General features: G+C 66.7%; 19 protein-coding genes. 8 read left to right on the top strand and 11 right to left on the bottom strand.

Translation table 11 applies throughout. From position 1 onward, the window contains the following. From ACWDTP_RS17080 to ACWDTP_RS17070, 3 genes are all read right to left on the bottom strand, one after another. Positions 1-582 (bottom strand): SDR family oxidoreductase (locus ACWDTP_RS17080; protein WP_450021750.1); only part of this gene is annotated, 582 nt, incomplete at its 3' end. Between the two features lie 159 nt (positions 583-741). Further along, on the bottom strand, positions 742-1062 hold the full coding sequence (locus ACWDTP_RS17075) for an STAS/SEC14 domain-containing protein (protein WP_450021748.1): 321 nt from the start codon (positions 1060-1062) through the stop codon (positions 742-744). 232 nt (positions 1063-1294) lie between these two features. Next, positions 1295-3268 (bottom strand): PE-PPE domain-containing protein, encoded by a 1974-nt coding sequence (locus ACWDTP_RS17070; RefSeq protein ID WP_450021746.1) that lies wholly within the window; start codon positions 3266-3268, stop codon positions 1295-1297. A gap of 222 nt (positions 3269-3490) precedes the next feature. Between ACWDTP_RS17070 and ACWDTP_RS17065 the strand changes: the two genes are divergently transcribed. Further along, positions 3491-4876, top strand: a complete 1386-nt coding sequence (locus ACWDTP_RS17065; protein WP_450021744.1) for an HNH endonuclease signature motif containing protein — start codon at positions 3491-3493, stop codon at positions 4874-4876. Positions 4877-4886: 10 nt separating this feature from the next. Here ACWDTP_RS17065 and ACWDTP_RS17060 read toward each other — a convergent pair whose 3' ends face one another. Continuing rightward, entirely contained in the window at positions 4887-5456 is a 570-nt protein-coding gene (locus ACWDTP_RS17060; RefSeq protein ID WP_450021742.1) for a hypothetical protein, read from the bottom strand. Between the two features lie 105 nt (positions 5457-5561). Between ACWDTP_RS17060 and ACWDTP_RS17055 the strand changes: the two genes are divergently transcribed. The 3 genes from ACWDTP_RS17055 (at position 5562) to ACWDTP_RS17045 (ending at position 6986) form a co-directional block, all read left to right on the top strand. Beyond that, the gene (locus tag ACWDTP_RS17055) at positions 5562-6131 is read left to right on the top strand and encodes a chloramphenicol phosphotransferase CPT family protein (RefSeq protein WP_450021740.1); all 570 of its coding nucleotides are present in this window, start codon (positions 5562-5564) and stop codon (positions 6129-6131) included. A gap of 178 nt (positions 6132-6309) precedes the next feature. After that, the gene (locus ACWDTP_RS17050; protein WP_450021738.1) at positions 6310-6561 is read left to right on the top strand and encodes a hypothetical protein; all 252 of its coding nucleotides are present in this window, start codon (positions 6310-6312) and stop codon (positions 6559-6561) included. Positions 6562-6614: 53 nt separating this feature from the next. Further along, the gene (locus ACWDTP_RS17045) at positions 6615-6986 is read left to right on the top strand and encodes a heme-binding protein (protein ID WP_450021736.1); all 372 of its coding nucleotides are present in this window, start codon (positions 6615-6617) and stop codon (positions 6984-6986) included. Positions 6987-7165: 179 nt separating this feature from the next. Here ACWDTP_RS17045 and ACWDTP_RS17040 read toward each other — a convergent pair whose 3' ends face one another. Both ACWDTP_RS17040 and ACWDTP_RS17035 read right to left on the bottom strand, forming a co-directional pair. Beyond that, the gene (locus ACWDTP_RS17040; protein ID WP_450021734.1) at positions 7166-7612 is read right to left on the bottom strand and encodes an ester cyclase; all 447 of its coding nucleotides are present in this window, start codon (positions 7610-7612) and stop codon (positions 7166-7168) included. Positions 7613-7782: 170 nt separating this feature from the next. Next, complete coding sequence (locus ACWDTP_RS17035) at positions 7783-8502, bottom strand: GntR family transcriptional regulator (protein WP_450021754.1); 720 nt, start codon at positions 8500-8502, stop codon at positions 7783-7785. A gap of 64 nt (positions 8503-8566) precedes the next feature. On the opposite strand from ACWDTP_RS17035, the gene ACWDTP_RS17030 reads away from it, so the two are divergent. After that, a complete protein-coding gene (locus ACWDTP_RS17030) occupies positions 8567-11395 on the top strand; it encodes an FAD-binding and (Fe-S)-binding domain-containing protein (RefSeq protein WP_450021732.1) in 2829 nt (942 codons plus the stop codon). Here the strand turns inward: ACWDTP_RS17030 and ACWDTP_RS17025 are convergent. The 4 genes from ACWDTP_RS17025 to ACWDTP_RS17010 are packed head-to-tail and all read right to left on the bottom strand — an operon-like array spanning position 11386 to position 13810. Continuing rightward, entirely contained in the window at positions 11386-11967 is a 582-nt protein-coding gene (locus tag ACWDTP_RS17025) for a carboxymuconolactone decarboxylase family protein (RefSeq protein ID WP_450021730.1), read from the bottom strand. The genes ACWDTP_RS17030 and ACWDTP_RS17025 overlap by 10 nt on opposite strands. Before the next feature lie 2 nt (positions 11968-11969). Then, on the bottom strand, positions 11970-12266 hold the full coding sequence (locus ACWDTP_RS17020; protein WP_450021728.1) for a hypothetical protein: 297 nt from the start codon (positions 12264-12266) through the stop codon (positions 11970-11972). Position 12267: 1 nt separating this feature from the next. Next, the gene (locus tag ACWDTP_RS17015) at positions 12268-13461 is read right to left on the bottom strand and encodes an RNA polymerase sigma factor (protein WP_450021726.1); all 1194 of its coding nucleotides are present in this window, start codon (positions 13459-13461) and stop codon (positions 12268-12270) included. A 7-nt stretch (positions 13462-13468) separates the two neighbouring features. Then, complete coding sequence (locus tag ACWDTP_RS17010; RefSeq protein ID WP_450021724.1) at positions 13469-13810, bottom strand: YciI family protein; 342 nt, start codon at positions 13808-13810, stop codon at positions 13469-13471. Between the two features lie 165 nt (positions 13811-13975). On the opposite strand from ACWDTP_RS17010, the gene ACWDTP_RS17005 reads away from it, so the two are divergent. Beyond that, positions 13976-14620, top strand: a complete 645-nt coding sequence (locus ACWDTP_RS17005; RefSeq protein ID WP_450021722.1) for a DUF4304 domain-containing protein — start codon at positions 13976-13978, stop codon at positions 14618-14620. Between the two features lie 12 nt (positions 14621-14632). On the opposite strand, the gene ACWDTP_RS17000 is transcribed toward ACWDTP_RS17005, so the two are convergent. Continuing rightward, entirely contained in the window at positions 14633-15271 is a 639-nt protein-coding gene (locus tag ACWDTP_RS17000; RefSeq protein WP_450021752.1) for a TetR/AcrR family transcriptional regulator, read from the bottom strand. Positions 15272-15492: 221 nt separating this feature from the next. Here ACWDTP_RS17000 and ACWDTP_RS16995 point away from each other — a divergent pair, with 221 nt between their 5' ends. After that, positions 15493-16737, top strand: coding sequence for an aspartate aminotransferase family protein (locus ACWDTP_RS16995; RefSeq protein ID WP_450021720.1), 1245 nt, complete (start codon positions 15493-15495; stop codon positions 16735-16737). Between the two features lie 38 nt (positions 16738-16775). Continuing rightward, positions 16776-18101 (top strand): ABC transporter substrate-binding protein, encoded by a 1326-nt coding sequence (locus ACWDTP_RS16990; RefSeq protein ID WP_450021718.1) that lies wholly within the window; start codon positions 16776-16778, stop codon positions 18099-18101. The last annotated feature ends 2 nt before the right edge of the window (positions 18102-18103 follow it).

Genomic DNA, 18103 nt, shown 5'->3' with positions numbered 1-18103 from the left:
CGTCGGACCACCGATATCGGATACCCGACCGGCCGGTTCTGTGTCGATCAATTCGACCAGCCGGGCCGCGACATCGCGGGTATCGATCGGCTGGAACCGGACATCGCGCATCGCCCACAAAACGGGAGAGAAGCGCTGCAATGCGAAAATCTTTTCGATTAGCTCGTGGAACTGAGTGGCGCGCAGAATGGTGTGCCCGATACCTGACTCGGCCAGCGCCTGCTCGACCCGCAATTTGGTCCGGTAATAGGGCAGCGGGATGTCGTCGATCCCCACGATCGATATGTGGATGAGATGGCCGACACCGGCGCGGCGGGCCGCCGCGATGAGGTTCCGGGCCGCGGTGAGGTCCTTGTCGCGGGTCCCCTGGGTGGCGCAGTGCACGACGACGTCGACCCCGTCCAGAGCGGCGTCGAGGCTGTCGGGGTCCGCCAGGTCGCCGCGTTGCCAGTGCACGCCGGTGTACCCGACCCGGTCGCGCCGGCTCAGCGCCCGCACGTTGTGGCCGGCGGCCGTCGCTTCGGGCACGACGTGGTGGCCGAGCGTGCCGGACGCCCCGGTGACGAGCACAGTGCGTGGCATGGGGGTCACGCTACCGACGGGTCGCGTATACCGTCATCGAACGGGGCCCGCGAGGCGAGAATTTTGGTGCGTCGGGGTGATAGCCCGCAGCCATACGTTTGTGACATCGGTGGTGCCGGCTCCGAAGGCCGGGTCGGACGCTGAGCCGCGGGCATGTGCTCATCGATGTCTATTCAGCCACGCTCGTGCATCGTCGAGCCGGTCGAGAGGGAACGTGCGCAACGCGCCGCGCATCAGCACGGCGGCAGGCACTTTCACGCACCACTCCTCCCACTTCGGGGCACCCACCATCGCCACCTTCTCGAAATCGGTCCGGTGCCTGAGGTCGAAGAGCGTATTCGCCCACGCCGCAGACAGATCCCATCCGTCGAACGACTCGTGAGGGCGTCCAGCACGTCGGTGTGTGCGGTGGGGACCTCGATGCTGAAGATCGCACCGCGGCTGGTGTGGGTGAACTCGAAACCGAAGAACGAGCAGCATTCGACCTCACGCTGGGCCAGATCGCGCGCGGTGGCCTCGGCGCCGACGGCGAGTACGAGATCCAGCCGGGTGGCCGATACCCGGGTGGCGTCCAGAACCGACGTGGCGAACAGCCGGTCGAATTCGGCCGTCCGCAGCGGCTGCTCTGGGGTGGGAGTGAGCATGACTCGGGCACCCATTCCGTTGCGGTGCTGTCGTCCATACTTCGACGATAAACCCACCCCGATACGGGTTATGCGGCCTTGCCGGGAGACCTGGTCTTGCTCTTCTTGTCCTTCTTGTCTTTGGTGTCCGTCTTGAGGGCCTTCTCGACCTTGCCGACGGTGTCGTGGAGCTTGTCGCTCACTTTGTCCAGGGTCTGCTGCACCGACTTCTTCACCGGATCACCTGCGTCCGCGGCGTGCTTGCCTGGCTTCGCCTTGAATGATTCGGTGATCTTCTTCAGGCCACCTCTGGTGGTGTTCTCGGGCTTGGTCTCCGGCTCATCGGTGGTGGCCTTGAGTGTGCGGAGATTGTCGGTCGCCGAACGGATTCCGCTCAGCGACAGCGGCCCCGGCGACGGCGGGTTGCTCGGCTTGGCCGCATCCGGCGTCGGCTCGTCGACCTTGAACACGCCGTCGAGAGCGGTGGTCACCTGGTCATCGACCTGATCGAGCGCGCCGGTGACCGGCTTCAGGCCGGTCTCGACGGCGTCGAAGGCCGGATTCGCGGCGTCCTGGAAGGCTTGCAGCGCCCCGGACAGTGCCGTCGTCATCCCCTCGGTCAGCGGGTTCTTGAAAATCGGCGACAGATCGGCCCCCGGGATCGTCGGCGTCCACTTGTCCGGATCCAGCGCATTGTCCTGGATGCCGCCAATGAGCGCCTTGAACACCATCTTGTTGGCGGCCAACTGCTGGGTGGGGGTGAGCGGTGAGTCGTAGAGGTAGGCCTGCTCGCCGGCCATGTCGAAACCGCGATCAAGCGTGTCGGGATCGACATCCTGGTAGCCCATGTTGACCATCATCCGGAGGGCGTCCTCGAAGCTGTCCGAGATGGGCGTGGGGATGTGGTAGCCCGGCATGAGGTTGACCAACCGGGGGACCATCCGGAACGGTTCCAGCAGTGGGAGATTGCCCGAGTCGTAGGTGATGTAGGCGGCGGTGCCGGGGGAGGCCAGGAGCCCCGGCAGTATCGGGCCGAGTATCGCCAGGCCCTGGCCGCCGGTGGGGTCGAGCATGACCTTCACGCCGTCGAGGATTCCCGCGCCAAGCAACGGCAACACATGGTCGCCGATGTTGTTGTCCGCGCTGGGAAGTAGATAGGTGAGGAACACCGCGCCGGTGGCGGCATTGGCCCACGCCAACGGATTCAGTGTGGTCGGGGCGTCCGACAGGATGTTGTAGGCCCAGGTGGCGTCGAGGATCGAGGTATTGAGAACTTTGGTGATATCGCCGCCGTTGGCCTCTTCATTGGTGTAGCTGCCGGCTGGCGGGGTCGAAAGGTTCAGCCCGAGGAGATTTGTGACAGGCGTTGCGAGCGCGAACAATCCACCGCCGGGCCGGCTCGGATTGTTGAAGAAGATCAGCCACTGCCCGGTGACGCCCACACGCCAGTCGTCGCTGTCGGACTGCACCGCGTCGATCATGTCCCGGTAGGCGAGCGATGTGGTCAGCCCACCCAGACTCTCGGAGAAGATGACGGACCGGCGCTGATTGACGATGGGTGTGCCCTCGATGAGTTCCTTCACCAACGGGATATCTGCCAGCCCAAGCAGTTTCAAAATCCCGTCACCGGTGTAATCCAGGCCGTTGACCGCGTCGTACACGTCGCCGGGCAGCGGCCCCTTGATCCCGCCCTCCACCGGCAGGACCGCATCGAGCACCTGCAGCAGCCCGTTCACGGTGGTGGCCAGCTCGGTCCCACCCAGCATCCCGGCGGCGGCCTTGATGACGTTGTCCGGTGTCAGGCCCAGCAGCTGCGCCGCCCAGAACACCGGACCGACACCGTAGATCCCGACGATGTCGGGCAACTCGGGCAGCTGGGGCAGCTGGGGTGTGGCGGCGGTGAGTTCCACCTCGACCTGCACGCTGCGCTTGTGGGCCAGCAGCGCCTCCGGTGCCTGGGATGCGGTCCCGGCCGTGAGCGCGGCGGTGGTGGCCACGACGGCGGCCGCGACCGCGGCGGCCTTGGCGGTCTGGAGACGGACGGGGGTTGGCTGGGAGATCAAGCGAGCCGCCTTCGGGTGGTCTGGCCAACAGGGTTCGCACACCGTAGCAACAGTTTGTTTGCCGAGACACAGATTTGCCGAGAAATATTTCTAGCGCGTCAAAAAGCACCGGTGACGCTCGGCTGCCGTCTGCGGTGTGGTTGCCAAACCTCGGTGACCAGGAATTTTCGCGAACTCGATCGGTCCGTCCAGCTTGTCGGTGGTCGACTGTATGTTCGAATCATGACCACGGTCGGCAAGCGGATGGATCGGGAGACCCTGCTTGCCCTGTACCGGTCGTATGAGGAGATCTCGGCCGCCATCGCGGCGGCCCCGCATGATGCCCTGACTCTGAGCGACCTCCTGTGCCTCGCCGGCCGTCGGGAGCGTATGCAGCGCGCCCAGGGTGCGGTGGACAACGTGATCGTCGCCCGGATCGCGACCGAGGCCAACCCGACGGAGATGGGCGCCAACTCGATCCGTGAGGTGCTCTGGCGCAGCCTGCGGATCAGCCGGGACGACGCGAGCAAGCGGATCGGCGATGCGGAGGATGTGGGGCCGCGACGCGCGATGAACGGTGAACCGCTGCCGGCGAAGCTGCCGACCGCCGCGGCGGCGCAGGCCCGTGGCGACATTGGTACCGAGCACATTCGGATCATTCGCACGTTCTTCGCCGATCTGCCGAGTTGGGTCGACGCCGAGACTTGGAACACGGCCGAGGAGTCGTTGGGGTTGCGGGCGGCGGAATTGACACCCGACGAGCTGCGGCAGCTCACCAAGCGCATGTTGATGCTCATCGACCCGGACGGTGACGAACCCTCCGATGAGGAGCGGGCCAAGAAGCGCTTTCTGGAATTCAGCAAGCAGGATCGCTACGGGTTCGTAGAGGTCAGGGGACGGCTGGACGCCGAGACGGCCGCGATGGTCGAGACCATCCAAGCGAAGCAGGCGGCGCCGGGGATGTGCAACCCGGACGACGAAAAACCTTGTATCGACGAGGTTCCCGGTCAGGACGCCGTCGATCGCGATCGCCGCACGCAAGGACAGCGCAACCACGATGCGTTCAAGGCGGTCCTGCGGGCGATGCTGGCATCGGGGAAGTTGGGTCAGCACAACGGGTTGCCGTGCACCGTGGTGGTGACCACCACGCTCGACCAGATCGAATCGGGTGAGGGGTGGGCGGTCACCGGCGGCGGCAGCATGCTGCCGATGGCCGATGTGATCCGGCTGGCCAGCCACGCCTACCACTATCTGTGCGTCTACGAATCGCACACCGAGGTCCCGCTGTATCTGGGTCGCACCAAACGTCTTGCATCGCCGGGCCAGCGCATCGTCCTCATGGGTCGCGATCGCGGATGTACCCGCCCCGGATGCACGGCGCCCGCGTACTGGTGCGAGGTTCACCATCGCGATACGGACTGGATCCACGGCGGCCGCACCAATATCGACGAGCTGACGTTGGTATGCAAACCCGATCACCGGCTGCTGACCAACAAGGGATGGAAGACCCGGATACGCGATGACGGCCGGACCGAATGGATTCCGCCGCCGCAGCTCGACACCGGCCAGGCCCGGGTCAACGAATATCACCATCCGGAGCGTTTACTCGACGAACCGGATTGTGCCTAGCTGCCCTGGGTCATCGCACTGACCGGACAGGGTGTGACCGTGCGATCAAGATGCGGGAAAGCAGCATGGGGCTGCGTAAGCGCGAAGGCGGGTCGACCAGATTGTTCACCCGCAGGATCTGCTCGGCGACCCGGACATCGGTAGCGGCGGCCCGCAACGAGGCCTGCGTCAGCCACTTCCCTGGCCACCGGCGCACCCGCTTGCGCACCGTCGACCGGGTGGGTGCCCGGACACGGTCGATGCTCCGATTTCTCGCCCAGATTGGTCCGATGTGCCTGGCGGAAGCGGCGAAGAACGGCTGCCACAAGGTATCCCGATCCGACCGTAAGCAGTCACGCAGTGAGAGGGCCTGCTGGGCGGCCATCGTCATACCCTGCCCGTAGAGCGGGTTGAGACTGCACAGCGCATCGGCGATCACCAGAAAGCCGTCGGGAAACCGGTTCCTGTGGTCCGGGCCGCTCGGCAACAGGTCTCGTTCCACCACGCTGACCGACCGGTAGAACGGTGCGACGGCAGCCGCCGCAAGCAGCCCGGCCATACCGGCACCGACCACGACTGCATGATCGCGAACTGTGGTCAACGGTCACCTCCATGTGCGAGTGGAAACCACAATACTCCGAAAATAAGAAAACTAAGAATCAATTGAGAAAACTCTAAGATGGTCCGCGGCGGCAGAATCGAGAACATGACGGGTGCGGCAGGGCAGGTGGTGCTGCTGAACGGTGTTTCGAGTTCTGGTAAGTCGACGATCGCCCGGCGGTTGCTCGACGATTTCGACACACCGTGGTTTCATCTTGCCGTCGACATGTTCGGGGCGATGCGGGCCGAACGGCAGACCCACGAGCTGGACCCGGCCGCAACCAGCGACGTGCTGCGCCGCACCCGCGCCGGCTTTCACCGCGCGGTTGCCGGAATGGCGCAGGCGGGCAACAACATCGTGATGGACCACGTGCTGAGCGAATCGTGGCGGTTGCGAGATCTGCTGACTGTAATGGCCGGCATCGACGTCGTGTTCGTCGGGGTGCACTGCTCGGAGTCCGATCTGCGGGCGCGCGAATCCGCCAGGGGAGACCGGGCTGTCGGGTCCGCCGCCACCCAACTCGCTGTCGTCCACTCATACGGCGGCTACGACGTCGACGTGAACACCACTACGGACACCGGCGAAACGTGTTCGGAACACATACGGAACTACCTGCACCACCATCCGGCACCCGGCGTGAGGGCCTTCGACCGCATGCGCGCCGAGCAACTCTGACCTGCGGCGAGATCGTTTCCGGCGCAAAGACTTGCGGGTGAACGTGTAACGAAATCCGCTGTTCGGGACGTACGCACCGACCCGCGGCTATACACTCCCGTCAATACGGCCCCGTCTACGTGCAGGGAGGGGATCGGCGGTGCGATCCACACGGCGCTTGTTGGTTCTGGGATTGGCATTGACTTTCACGCCGATGGGGGTGCTGGCCACCGCGCCGACGGCGGCGGCCGACTGCACTTCGTCGGGCTACTCCAGCGTGTGCGCGCAGGGCGATGTCCGCGGCCCCGACGGTGTGCCGCGCGCCGCGACTCCGGTCGTCCCGTACCCCTGCGCATACGACTGGTACTGCAACACCGGCGTCGATCTCGATATCGGCTGGGACCGCCCGAACCGACCCGACGGCGGCGGTGGCATCGGACCGCGCCGGTGAACACCCGACCCCGGACTCGTCAACGACTCGACGAACTCGATGAAGGAGCCGCAATGTCTTCCCCACTACGTCCCGTCCGTCGAGTGGTCGGCGGTGTGATCGGCGCAGGCGCGGTGGCCGGTGCCATGCTGGCCGGCGCCTCCTCCGCAGTGGCCGATCCGGCGCCGGTTCCACCGCCGTGCACGGCCGCCGAGATGGCCCGGGTGATGTCCGGCGTCTCATTCGAGACGTCGAACTACCTGGCCACCCATCCGGATGTCAACGACTTCTTCACCGGACTCAAGGGGCAGCCCAAGGATCAGATCGGGGACAAGGTCCGCACCTACCTCGACGCCAATCCGACGGTGCGCGACGAGATTCAACGCATCCGGCAGCCCGCGGCCGACTTCCGCAGCCGCTGCGGCCTGCCCGAGATGCCGTCCTGATCGGTGGGCGAGATTGACGGGTACCGCCACGTATAGCGGTACCCGCCAACCTCTTCGGGGTCCCACCAACCGTGTCGGGATCAGGTGGTGGGTTCCGTCTGCGGGGTTCGTCGCTTTCGACACCAGGGTCGTCGATCGGCCAAATTCACTGCCCTGGTGTAGAAAACGGCGCACGAGAATCAGGTGGCGGGCTCCGCCTGCGGCGCCGCGGCAGGAACCAGGCCGAGCTGCTGCAGCATTCCGAGGGTGTCCCAGGTGGCCCAGCTTTCGTTGATCTTGCCGTCGACGATCCGGTCGGTGACGGTGATCATGATGCGGCAGTGCCGGCCGGTGGCGGGTTTGCCCATGATCTCGCCGGTGTTGTCGCCCTGCGCTTCGAGCAGTGTGCAGACGTAGTCACCCTCGGCGACCTGACTTCTGATGTCGAATCCCATGTTGGTGAAGGACTTTTGGTACATCGACATGAGGCTTCTCATGTGTTCGGGACCCCGCTGGCTCCCGAACGGGTCCTGGGTGTCGTGATACGCCGCGCCGGGTGCGACGATGTCGTCGAGCTCAGACAGGTCGTCGGAGGCGAATAATTCCCAAATACGACGGGAAATCGCTTTGTTCTGGTCATTGGCCATGATTCAGACCCTTCTGGGAGACGGCACGGCAGAGAACGTCCGCACCAGAACCGTAAAGCCGCGGCCCGGGGATACCAAGGGCCGGCCGCGCTTTGTGTGCTGCGTCAACGACTTTCGTCCCAGCACATGCCGCTGACCTGCCGCGACCGGTCCGTCTCGTACCCAAAGATTTAACTGCGGCCCGCCACCGACTTCCACAGGCGGCGGGCCGCGGTCCGGTCGCCGTCGCAGGCCTTGGTCAGCAGCAGGCGCCCGGTGTTGGCGATGTGGGTGCGCATCGCCGATTCGGCGGCGCGTGGGGCGCGTTGTGCGACGGCGGCGATGATGGGGTCGTGCTCGGCGGCGATATCGGCGAGGGTGCGGGTGCCGTCCGCGGCGGTTGAGGCCCCGAGCAACCGGGTGGTTTCGCGCAGCCCCTTCACGATCTGGCGCGCACGGGCGTTGCCGGACACGGCGAGCAGGGCGTCATGCAGCTCCACGTCGTGGCGGGAGAACGCATGCTCATCGGATCTGCGTGCGGCATCGGCCATCTGGTCGCGCGCGGTCCGCAGCGCACGGTCGAGCTCGTCATCGGCCAGCCGGGCCGCGCGGCGTGCGGAGGGGCATTCGAGGTCGATGCGGACGGCGAAGATCTCGGCGATCTCGCGGGGGCTCGGCACGAGCACGCGGAAGCCCTGGCGGTTCTCGAATCCGATCAGGCCGATCTCTTCGAGCCGCAGCAGCGCATCGCGTACCGGGGTGCGGGAGATGCCCAATGTCTCGGAAATCTGATAGGCCGAATACAGCACCCCCGGCGTCATCCGGCCCGCGTCGATCGCGGCCCGGATCGCGGTGATGGCGTGCTCCATCCGGCGCCCGCCCGATGGTGGGGGCGCCGGCTCCTCGGACATGGTGGCGGCCACCGGGTGACCTTATCAGGATCCGCCGGTACGTAGCATGCTAGGAAGATGTAGCATGCTACGAATGGAATCGGCCGAACTGCTCGCGGCGGCACTGCGGCGCCGGGGAGTGAGAGACGTCCTGGCGGACGGCACCTCTCGCGCCCTGTACTCATCGGATGCGTCGCTGTACCGGGTGTGGCCGACGCTCGTCGTGCGTCCATACGATGTGGGCGAGGTGTCGGAGGTCCTGGACTTCTGTCGCGCCGAGGGGCTCGCGCTGACCTCGCGCGGCGCCGGCACCTCGGTGGCGGGCAATGCGATCGGGCCGGGTGTGGTGCTCGACTTCAGCCGGCACCTGAACAACGTGCTCGCGGTCGACGATCAGGCGGGAACCGCGACGGTACAACCCGGCGTGATCCAAGCCGACCTGCAGCGGGCCGCCGCGCCGGCGGGCCTGCGATTCGGCCCGGACCCGTCCACCTCCACCCGCTGCACGATCGGCGGCATGATCGGGAACAACGCCTGCGGTTCGCGAACGCTTGGATACGGCCGCACCTCGGACAATGTGCTCGGACTGCGGGGGATCGGCGGTAACGGCGACGCCCTGAACCTCGGCGTCCACACCGGGGCCGAGTCGCCGACCGAGGTGGCGCTGCGCACTCTCGTCGGTGCCGAATTGGCCACCATCCGCACCGAATTGGGCCGTTTCGGGCGACAGGTGTCCGGTTATGCGCTCGAACATCTGCTGCCCGAGCACGGGTTCGACGTGACCCGGATGCTGGTCGGGTCCGAAGGGACGCTTGCGGTGATCACCGAAGCCACCGTGCGCCTGGTGCGCGACCCGTCGCATGCGGTGTTGGTGGCCCTCGGCTTCGACGACATCGCGTCCGCGGGCGACGCCGCCCCACGGGTGCTGTCCGCGCGGCCCACCGCATGCGAAGGGATCGACTCCCGCATCGTCGACGTCGTCCGGGACCGCCGCGGACCGCACGCCGTGCCGGATCTCCCGGCGGGCCGGGCCTGGCTGTTCGTCGAGGTCGCCGGTGAATCGGCGGCGGACGTCGCGTCCCGGGCCCGGCAGGTCGCGGACGGCTGTGGGGCGGTGGACGCCCGGGTAGTGACCGACCCCGCCGAGAAGGCCGCGCTGTGGCGGATCCGCGCCGACGGCGCCGGACTATCGGGCCGGAGCCCGGCGGGTCTGCCGGCCCACGCGGGATGGGAGGACGCGGCCGTCCCGCCCGACCGGCTCGGCGACTACCTGCGGGATTTCGAGCGGCTCATGGACGACTTCGAGGTCAGCGGCCTGCCGTACGGGCATTTCGGCGACGGCTGCATGCACATCCGGATCGACCTTCCGCTCGACCGGCCGGGCGGCACCGCGGTGTTCCGCGAATTCCTGCACGCGGCAGCGAGACTGGTAGCCGGATATGGTGGATCGCTGTCCGGTGAGCACGGTGACGGCCGGGCTCGCAGCGAACTGTTGCCCCTGATGTACTCGCCTGCGGCGATGCGGGCGTTCGGCGCCGTCAAACATGCCTTCGACCCGGGCAGCATCCTGAATCCCGGCGTGATCGTCGAACCGCGCCGGCTCGATGCCGATCTGAGAGTGCCTGCCGCCCAGGTTATTAGCAGCAATCTGGCCTTCGGGTATCGCGAGGACGGCGGAGACTTCACCCAGGCCGTGCACCGCTGCACCGGCGTCGGCAAATGCCGGGCCGACAATCTCGGATCGGGTGATGTGATGTGCCCGTCCTACCTGGCCACCCGCGAGGAAAAGGACTCCACCCGCGGACGGGCCCGGGTGCTGCAGGAGATGCTCAACGGCACAGCCGTCACCGGCGGCTGGCGCGCCCCCGAGGTTCATGCGGCACTCGACCTGTGCCTGTCCTGTAAGGGCTGCACCTCCGACTGCCCGACCGGCGTGGACATGCCTGCCTTCAAATCCGAAGTGCTGCACCAGGCCTACCACCGCCGGCTCCGACCGGCGTCGCACTACTCGCTGGGTTGGCTGCCCCGGTGGGCGAGAGTGGCGAGCCGGGTTCCGCGCCTGGCCAACCGCGCGGCGACGCTGCCCGCGGTGGGGAAGCTGGCGTTGGCGGCCGCAGGGGTGGACGGTCGACGGACCATTCCGCGCTTCGCCGACCGGACCTTCCGGTCCTGGTTCAACGAAACCCGCGGTGACGCAACCGGTTCAGGATCGCCGGTGCTGCTCTTCGTGGATTCCTTCACCAACTACTTCACCCCCGAGGTGGGAATCGCCACCGTGCGTGTGCTCGAGGCGGCCGGTTATCGCGTGCGGGTGACCGACAAGCAGGTGTGCTGCGGCCTGACCTGGATATCGACCGGGCAGCTCGACGCGGCCAAGCGGATTCTCGGGCGCACCGTCGGAGCCCTTGCCGCGGCGGTCGAGGGCAGCGAGGTCCCGATCGTCGGCGTGGAACCGTCGTGCACCGCGGTGCTGCGGTCGGATGCGGTCGACCTGCTCGGTGACGCGGCCGTACCGGTGGCACGCAACGTTCACACTCTCGCCGAACTGCTGACGAAAGCCGGATGGCAGCCGCCGGAGCTGCACGGCAGGCGGGTGGTGGCCCAGCCTCATTGCCACCACCATGCGGTGATGAGCTGGGATGCCGACCAGGCCTTGCTGACCAAGGCGGGTGCCCGGGTCCAGCGCCTCGGCGGCTGTTGCGGCCTGGCCGGCAACTTCGGTGTGGAGAAGGGCCACTACGAGGTGTCGGTCGCGGTGGCCGAGCAGCAACTGCTGCCGGCCGTCCGCGCCGCCGACGAGGACAGTGTCGTTCTCGCCGACGGCTATTCGTGCCGGACCCAGCTCGCGGACCTGTCGACGCGGCGGGGCCTGCACCTCTCGGAGCTGCTCGCCGCGGCGATCCCTTACCGGTAGCCCCGCTTCAGCAGATGCCGCGCTCCGGCGGTCATCGCCGCGGGCCCCGCGACGGTGAAGCCGAACGCATTGGCCAGCCGGTCGGTGATGTCGAAGGCCAGAGCCACCGCCAGCGCATCCTCGATCTGCTGCCGGGTTACGCCCGCGGCCAGCACCGCGCGGACATCGTCGGGCTCGATGCGGTGCTCGCGGGCGAGCTTGCCGAGCAGGCCCAGCATCGCCCGCAGCGGCTCGCCGATCGGCGCGGAGTCCAGATCATCCAGTGTCGCAGTGACTTTCGCTTCATCGCCATACCACAGGCCCGACGTGGCGGTGTGCGCCGCGACGCAGAACGGGCATGCGTTGGCCTTCGACACATACGCCGCCATCAACTCGCGGTCGCCGACCGACCACGTCGACGGGCCGCGCATCGCCTGCTGGGTGAGCTCACCGGCCGCCGCGCCATAGAACTCGGGTCGGTACATCACCAGCTTGACGGCGTCGACCACCGGCTGCCGCGACACCACCCGGATGAGCGTCAGGATGGCCTTTCTGCCGAGGGTGTGACCGTGATCGAGGACCGGGAGCCGCATCGTCAGGCCTCCTTCACGGTGGCCAGCGCGGCGGTGTACTGCCGGCCGGCCTGGCCCACGGCCGCGCACACCACGATCTCAAACACCTCGTCCTCGGTGAGTCCGGCCGCCCGCGCCTCGGCGATATCGGCGTCGGTCACCTGATCGGACCGGTGCGCCACCTTCTCGACCAACGTGCGCAGCGGCTCGTCGAGGCCGGCGTTGTCATACGCGGCCCGGCGAAGCGGCACCGGTGCCTTCCCCGCGCCGTCGCGCACCCTGGCGGTGAGATTTTCGAACAGTCGGGTGATAGCGGACATGTCAGCTCCAATCGATTCGTTGTCGCAGCAGGGCCTGTTCGGCCGGGTTGGCGGTCAGCTCGAGGGCACGCCGGTCCGCGGCCCGGGCCGGCTCGGGCCTGCCGAGTTCACGGAACAGGTCGGCGCGGGTCGCGTGGTAGAGGTGGTAGCGATCCAGGGCCTCGGCGAGGCCGTCGAGTTGGTCCATCGCGGCCCCCGGTCCCGCGGTGTAGCGCAGCGCGATCGCCCGGTGCAGGCGGGTGACCGGGGACGGCTCCAGATACAGCAGCATGTCGTAGAGCACCACGATCTGCTCCCAGTCGGTGGCGGGCCAGGACGTGGCCTCGGCGTGACACGCGACGATCGCGGCCTGCAACTGATACGGGCCGGGGCGGCGCTGCCCGGCGGCCCTGGCCAGCAGCCGTGTCGCCTCCCCGATCGCCTCGCGATCCCAGCGGGACCGGTCCTGCTCGGCCAGCAGCACCAGGTTCCCGTCACCGTCGAAACGGGCCGCCGCGCGGGCCCGGTGCAACCGGATCAACGCCAGCAGCCCCGCCACCTCGGGTTCGGTCGGCATCAGACCGTGCAGCAGGGAGGCCAGCCATTCGGCGTCCTCGACCAGATCGTGCGACTGGGCCCGCTCGGCGGTCGCCAGGTATCCCTCGTTGAGCAGCAGGTAGATCACCGCCAGCACCTCGGTCAGGCGGGCACCCAGCTCATCGTCGGCGGGGATGCGGTACGGGATCGCGGCGTCGGTGATCTTGCGTTTGGCCCGGCTGATCCGGCGCGCGATCGTCGACTCCTGGACCAGGAACCCGCGGGCGATCTGGGCGGTGGTCAGACCGCACACCACCCGCAGGGTCAGCGCGATCTGCGCCTCGCGGGTCAGGGCCGGATGGCAGCAGGTGAAGATCAGCCGCAGCCGCTCGTCGGGTTCGGGCTGCTCCGGCCACCTGAGCTGAGCCAGCTTGGCGGCGTAATTGTGTTCGCGGCGCACCGCATCCAGGCCGCGGCGCCGGGCGACGGTGAACAGCCACGCGTCCGGACGCTGCGGAATGCCCTCCCGCGGCCAGTGCCGCAGGGCGGCCAGCACGGCGTCCTGGACCAGATCCTCGGCGGCGAAGAAATCGCCGGTCAGGTGGATCAGCGACGCCGCCAGCCGGCCCGCGTGTTCGCGTACGACGCGGGACAGCTCGGTGTGCGACGCATCCGTCACGAGCACTTCATGACAGCAGTGGGCGGATCTCGACGACCGGACAGGCCGGCCAGGTCTTGACCATCGCCAGTGCCTCGTCCAGGTCGGCGACCTCGATCTCGGCGTAGCCGCTGATGACTTCCTTGCCCTCCACGAAGGGCCCGTCCAGCACGACCGGCTCACCCCGGTCGAGCCGCACCGTCGTCGCCGTCTCCGGTGACCGCAGCCTGCCCCTGGCCAGGAACTTGTCCGCGTGCGTGGCGAACCACTCGTCGACCCGCTGGTAGGCCCGGTCCCGCTCGGCCTGATCCAGGCCCGCGATCTCGTTGACGTACTGCTCGGTCTCGACGAACAACAACACGTACTTCACGGCGTACCGCCTCCTCGTCCTCTACGTCCTCTCTACAAGAAAGACGATCCGGGGTAGGCGGAATCGGACACGGCCGTCATTCCGTTCGCAATGAGATTTCTGCATTCGGGGTCGCCGGACCGTGCTTACTATGGATTTGCTGGCGATTTCATCGAGGGGGTCGATGTGTCCGAGTCAGAGGCGCAAGGTGCGTCGTTCAGTAGTCAGTTTGACGAGTTGTTGGCCGAAGGGGTCGCGCCGTTCCTCGCGACCCACACGTTTGCCCAGGCCGAAAGCGTCTTCCGCAGGGAGCGCGGCCCGCTCTACGACGTGATCGGTTTTCAGAGCAACCGGTGGAACGGCCTGACGCCGTGGTACGGATTCTTCGTCAATATCGGCGTCGGGTCCGCCGACGTCGACGCGGTCTGCGCGCGCCCGACGCCGCTGCTGAGCCGGCGGTGGGAGCGGGTGGCCGAGAGCCTGCCGTACGAACTGGCCTTCGACGAGACCACGGATATGGCGGCGTTCGCGGACTGGCTGTGCGAAGGGCTCGAACAGGTGCTCGCCGTGATCGAAAAGATGGCCACCACCGACGAATTGGTGCGGTGGGCGATCGCCAGCAACAAGCTCGCCGCCATGGAGCAGACCTGTGCCTACCTCGCGGCCACCGACGATATCGACTCGCTCACGCAGTACATCACGGCGCTTCGCGACGAGTTCGGCCATCAGTCCCGCTGGGCGATCTTCAACGGTCAGCTCGTTGCGGCCACCGGCGCCTGGGGTGACACCCTGATCCTGCGGGGTGTGCTGGAACCGGTCGATCCGGTTTAACCCCAATACCGTTCAGGGACAGTAGCCTTGCACCAACGGCTGCGGTACGGGCGAGATAACGCCGGACAGGTACTGGACACCGAGTCGCGCGACGGTGCCGAAATCGTACCGCTGTGGAAACAGCACCGAGTAGGCCGAGATGCCATCGATGAACGCCATGAGGGCCTTGGCGATCGACTCGTCCGTGCCGCTTCCGATCAGCACACCATCGTGGCGGCATTCGGCGATGAGCGGTACCCACCACTGCGCCAGTTCGGTCTCGAAGGCGTTGGTTCTGGCCGCCAGCAGATCGCCCGTGGTGACGGCCTGCCCCCAGAAGTTCAGCTCGACTTCCGCTTCGACGAGACGTTCGGTGTCAAGTGGCAGCATCCAATCGAGGATTGTTCTCAATCGCGCTGCGGCGGGCGCGGCTTCGAAGTCCTGCAAAAGGTCGTCGACCTGTTGCTTGAGCCGGGAGAAGGTCAGCTGGTGTGCGGCGAACAGCACGTCGGACTTGTTGCTGAAGTAGTGCGCCACGATGCCGTGGGAGTACCCTGCCTCTGCGGCGATCAAGCCGACTGTGGTGTTGTGCAGTCCGACGCGACAGATGACGCGCCACGTTGCGCCGACGAGTTCGGTGCGGCGCTTCTCGTGATCAACGATCTTGGGCACGGTGCCTGCCGCGGTTGACGTCACGGTGGCCGACGAGTCCGTTCACCCGGTCATGATAGTCAGCCGACCGCCACGACATGGCCCCGAAACGAGGCTGTTTTATTTTGGACATCCATAAAATATAGTGGGCGATCACCACCACGACTTCAGGGAGTAGACCGCACATGCTGACGACGCCGCCCGGAGAGACCACGACCCGAAAGCGGGGCCTCCTGGGAGGAATGTCCTCGAACTTCCGGATCAACCCGTTCACGGGTCGACGTCTGTTGGTCCATCGGGCCGAGGGTTGCCGGGTCCAGACCGACGAGGGTGAATTGCTCGACATGTTCATGGCGCACGGCAGCAACGTGGTAGGCCACGGCAGGCCCGAAGTGGTCAACGCCGTCAAAGAATGTCTCGATACCGGCGTGATCGCCGGGTACGAGACCGGCCTGGGCGAGGAGGTTGCCGGCATCCTCGCAGACCTGGTCCCGTCGGCCGAGTCCGTGCGTTTCGTCGCCTCTGGTAGCGAGGCCGCCCACTCGATGATCCGCATCGCACGCGCATATACCCAGCGCGACATCATCATTCGGATCGACGGTCACTTTCATGGCGGCAGCGACTACGCGATGTACAACCAACTGGCTCCCGCAGTCGATGTCGACAACCCCGGCGGCCGGATGTCTCAACCGATCATCCGCACCGGCGGTGTGCCGGCCGTGGTCGCGGACTCGCTCGCCTTCGTGCCATGGCATGACATCGACGCGCTGCACGCGGCCTTCACCACGTACCGCGACCGGGTGGCAGGCGTACTGCTGACCCCGATCGACTACAACAACGGCTGCATCGTCGCAGACGTCGACTACCTGCGGAAAGTCCGCGAAGTCACGACCGCGCACGGGGCGGTGCTGATGTTCGACGAGGTGTTGTCGGGTTTCAAGACGGGAACCGACTGCGCGCAGGGCTTCCTGGGCGTCGTTCCGGACCTCACGGCCCTGTCGAAGGCGCTCAGCAGCTCGATGCCACTTTCAGCGATCGTCGGCAGCTACGACATCATGTCGACCGTCGCCAAGCCGGGCCTGGCGGGCACCGTACAGGGCGGCACCTTCGCGGGCAACATACCTGGCTTGGCCGCGGCCAAGGCGACCCTCGGGATCGTCAGCCGACCCGACTTCTATCCCAGCCTGCTTGGCCGCGCGGCGACGTTCTACCGCGGGTTGACCGACATGTTCACCCGCGTCGGTCTGCCCGCCGTCGTGCAACACGCCGGATGCGGATTCGGAATCTATGTCGGCGCAACCGAACCCGTGGTCACCTACGCTCAGGTTCGGGAGTTCGACTCCGACCTGCGCACGCAGTTCTTCACCGCATGTATTGAGAACGGTGTGTACTACCACACCGATTTCACGATCTCCGATGCGCACACCGACGAGGATCTGCGTGAGGTCCTGTCCCGCATGGAGCAGGCCGCCAACACGGTCGGCTGATCCGCAACAGCTCGGCACTCAACAGCGAAGGACCAACGATGGAATCACCGAACATTATGCAGAAGGCGGTATCTCGGCGGTCCTTTGGCCGTGGTGCACTCGGGCTGGGGCTCGGTCTGACCGGACTGCCCGCCATCTTGAGCGCGTGTGGCAACGGGGGTTCCGGGGCGGGCCAGCTGAACGTCCTGGCGGCCGCGGCGCCCGATCCCGCGCCCGTAGGGGTGGCGAGTTTCGGCTCCGCGGCCGAAGATGGCTTCGCGAAGTGGCAGAGCGATCACCAGATCGAGGTGGCCTATGAGGCGCTGCCGTGGCCGCAGTTGCACGACCGAATCGCCACGACGGTCGCCTCGGGCGCGGCCGGCCCCGACGTCATCTACATGAGCGGCTGGGTCCCCGAGTTCGCGGATCACCTGGTGGATCTCGCCGGTCTGATGCCGGCGGACCTCATCTCGGACGTGCCGAAATCGGCCATCGAGACCACCACGTGGCAGGGCCAGAACAAGGGCATGATCTTCACCAACTCGGTGCTCAGCCTCTACTACAACACCGAGCACTTCGAGAAGGCCGGTCTCAAGGATGCGCCCGCGAACTGGCAGCAGTTCAAGGAGTACGTCGGTGCGCTGAACAACGATGACCATTACGGGTTCGTGCTGAATTTCGGCGACCCTGTCGGCGTCGGCGGCACGGCGTCGTACTGGATGGTGTTCCTGCAGCAGGCGGGCGGGACGATGTACGCGCCAGACGGGGCGCCCGCATTCAACACTCCCGAAGGCGTGGACGCGCTGCAGTTCATGCTCGATCTGCAGAAGGCCGGCGGCGATCCGGCATCGATCTCCTACGTCGGTATCAACGACGCCGCCGGTGTCTTCCTGTCCGGTAAGGCCTCGATGATGTTCAACTGGCCGCTAACCTACGCGCAGGCCCAGAAATCCGATCAGTCGTCGATCGTGGGCAAGGTCGGCGCGGCAGTCCTGCCCGCGGGCCCGGCCGGTACCGCCTCCCTCGATGGTGCCGACTCCTGGAGCGTGGCGGACACGGCCGAGAATCATGAGCTGGCCGCCCAACTCATCCAGTTCTACCTGAGTCCGGAACAGCAGAAGGCCCAAGTGCTCGACACTGGCTGGCTGCCGATCCTGAACTCGGTGCTGGCTGACCCCGAAGTGCAGAAAGCCGCCCCGAACGCCCAGGTGATCCTCGACCAGCGCAAGTCCCCCTGCAACAGCTTCTTGACCCCCGACTACACCCAGATCACCCAGGCCATCGGGTCCGAGATCCAGGCCGCACTGCAGGGCAACAAGACCGCTGCGCAGGCGATCAAAGACTCCGACCAGGCAGTTCGCGCAATCGTGTCCGCCCGATCCTGACG

The sequence above is a fragment of the Mycobacterium sp. NPDC003449 genome (genome assembly GCF_053588415.1).
The sequence above is the reverse complement of the archived record's forward strand: the minus strand, read 5'-3'. Positions and strand labels throughout refer to the sequence as shown.

Bases quoted from the DNA above. Each gene is read 5' to 3' on its own strand.
- ACWDTP_RS17075 (WP_450021748.1), bottom strand. From the start codon at position 1,062: ATGCTGCTCGTTCTTCGGTTTCGAGTTCACCCACACCAGCCGCGGTGC.
- ACWDTP_RS17065 (WP_450021744.1), top strand. From the start codon at position 3,491: ATGACCACGGTCGGCAAGCGGATGGATCGGGAGACCCTGCTTGCCCTG.
- ACWDTP_RS17055 (WP_450021740.1), top strand. From the start codon at position 5,562: ATGACGGGTGCGGCAGGGCAGGTGGTGCTGCTGAACGGTGTTTCGAGT.
- ACWDTP_RS17045 (WP_450021736.1), top strand. From the start codon at position 6,615: ATGTCTTCCCCACTACGTCCCGTCCGTCGAGTGGTCGGCGGTGTGATC.
- ACWDTP_RS17040 (WP_450021734.1), bottom strand. From the start codon at position 7,612: ATGGCCAATGACCAGAACAAAGCGATTTCCCGTCGTATTTGGGAATTA.
- ACWDTP_RS17035 (WP_450021754.1), bottom strand. From the start codon at position 8,502: ATGTCCGAGGAGCCGGCGCCCCCACCATCGGGCGGGCGCCGGATGGAG.
- ACWDTP_RS17030 (WP_450021732.1), top strand. From the start codon at position 8,567: ATGCTACGAATGGAATCGGCCGAACTGCTCGCGGCGGCACTGCGGCGC.
- ACWDTP_RS17025 (WP_450021730.1), bottom strand. From the start codon at position 11,967: ATGCGGCTCCCGGTCCTCGATCACGGTCACACCCTCGGCAGAAAGGCC.
- ACWDTP_RS17020 (WP_450021728.1), bottom strand. From the start codon at position 12,266: ATGTCCGCTATCACCCGACTGTTCGAAAATCTCACCGCCAGGGTGCGC.
- ACWDTP_RS16995 (WP_450021720.1), top strand. From the start codon at position 15,493: ATGTCCTCGAACTTCCGGATCAACCCGTTCACGGGTCGACGTCTGTTG.
- ACWDTP_RS16990 (WP_450021718.1), top strand. From the start codon at position 16,776: ATGGAATCACCGAACATTATGCAGAAGGCGGTATCTCGGCGGTCCTTT.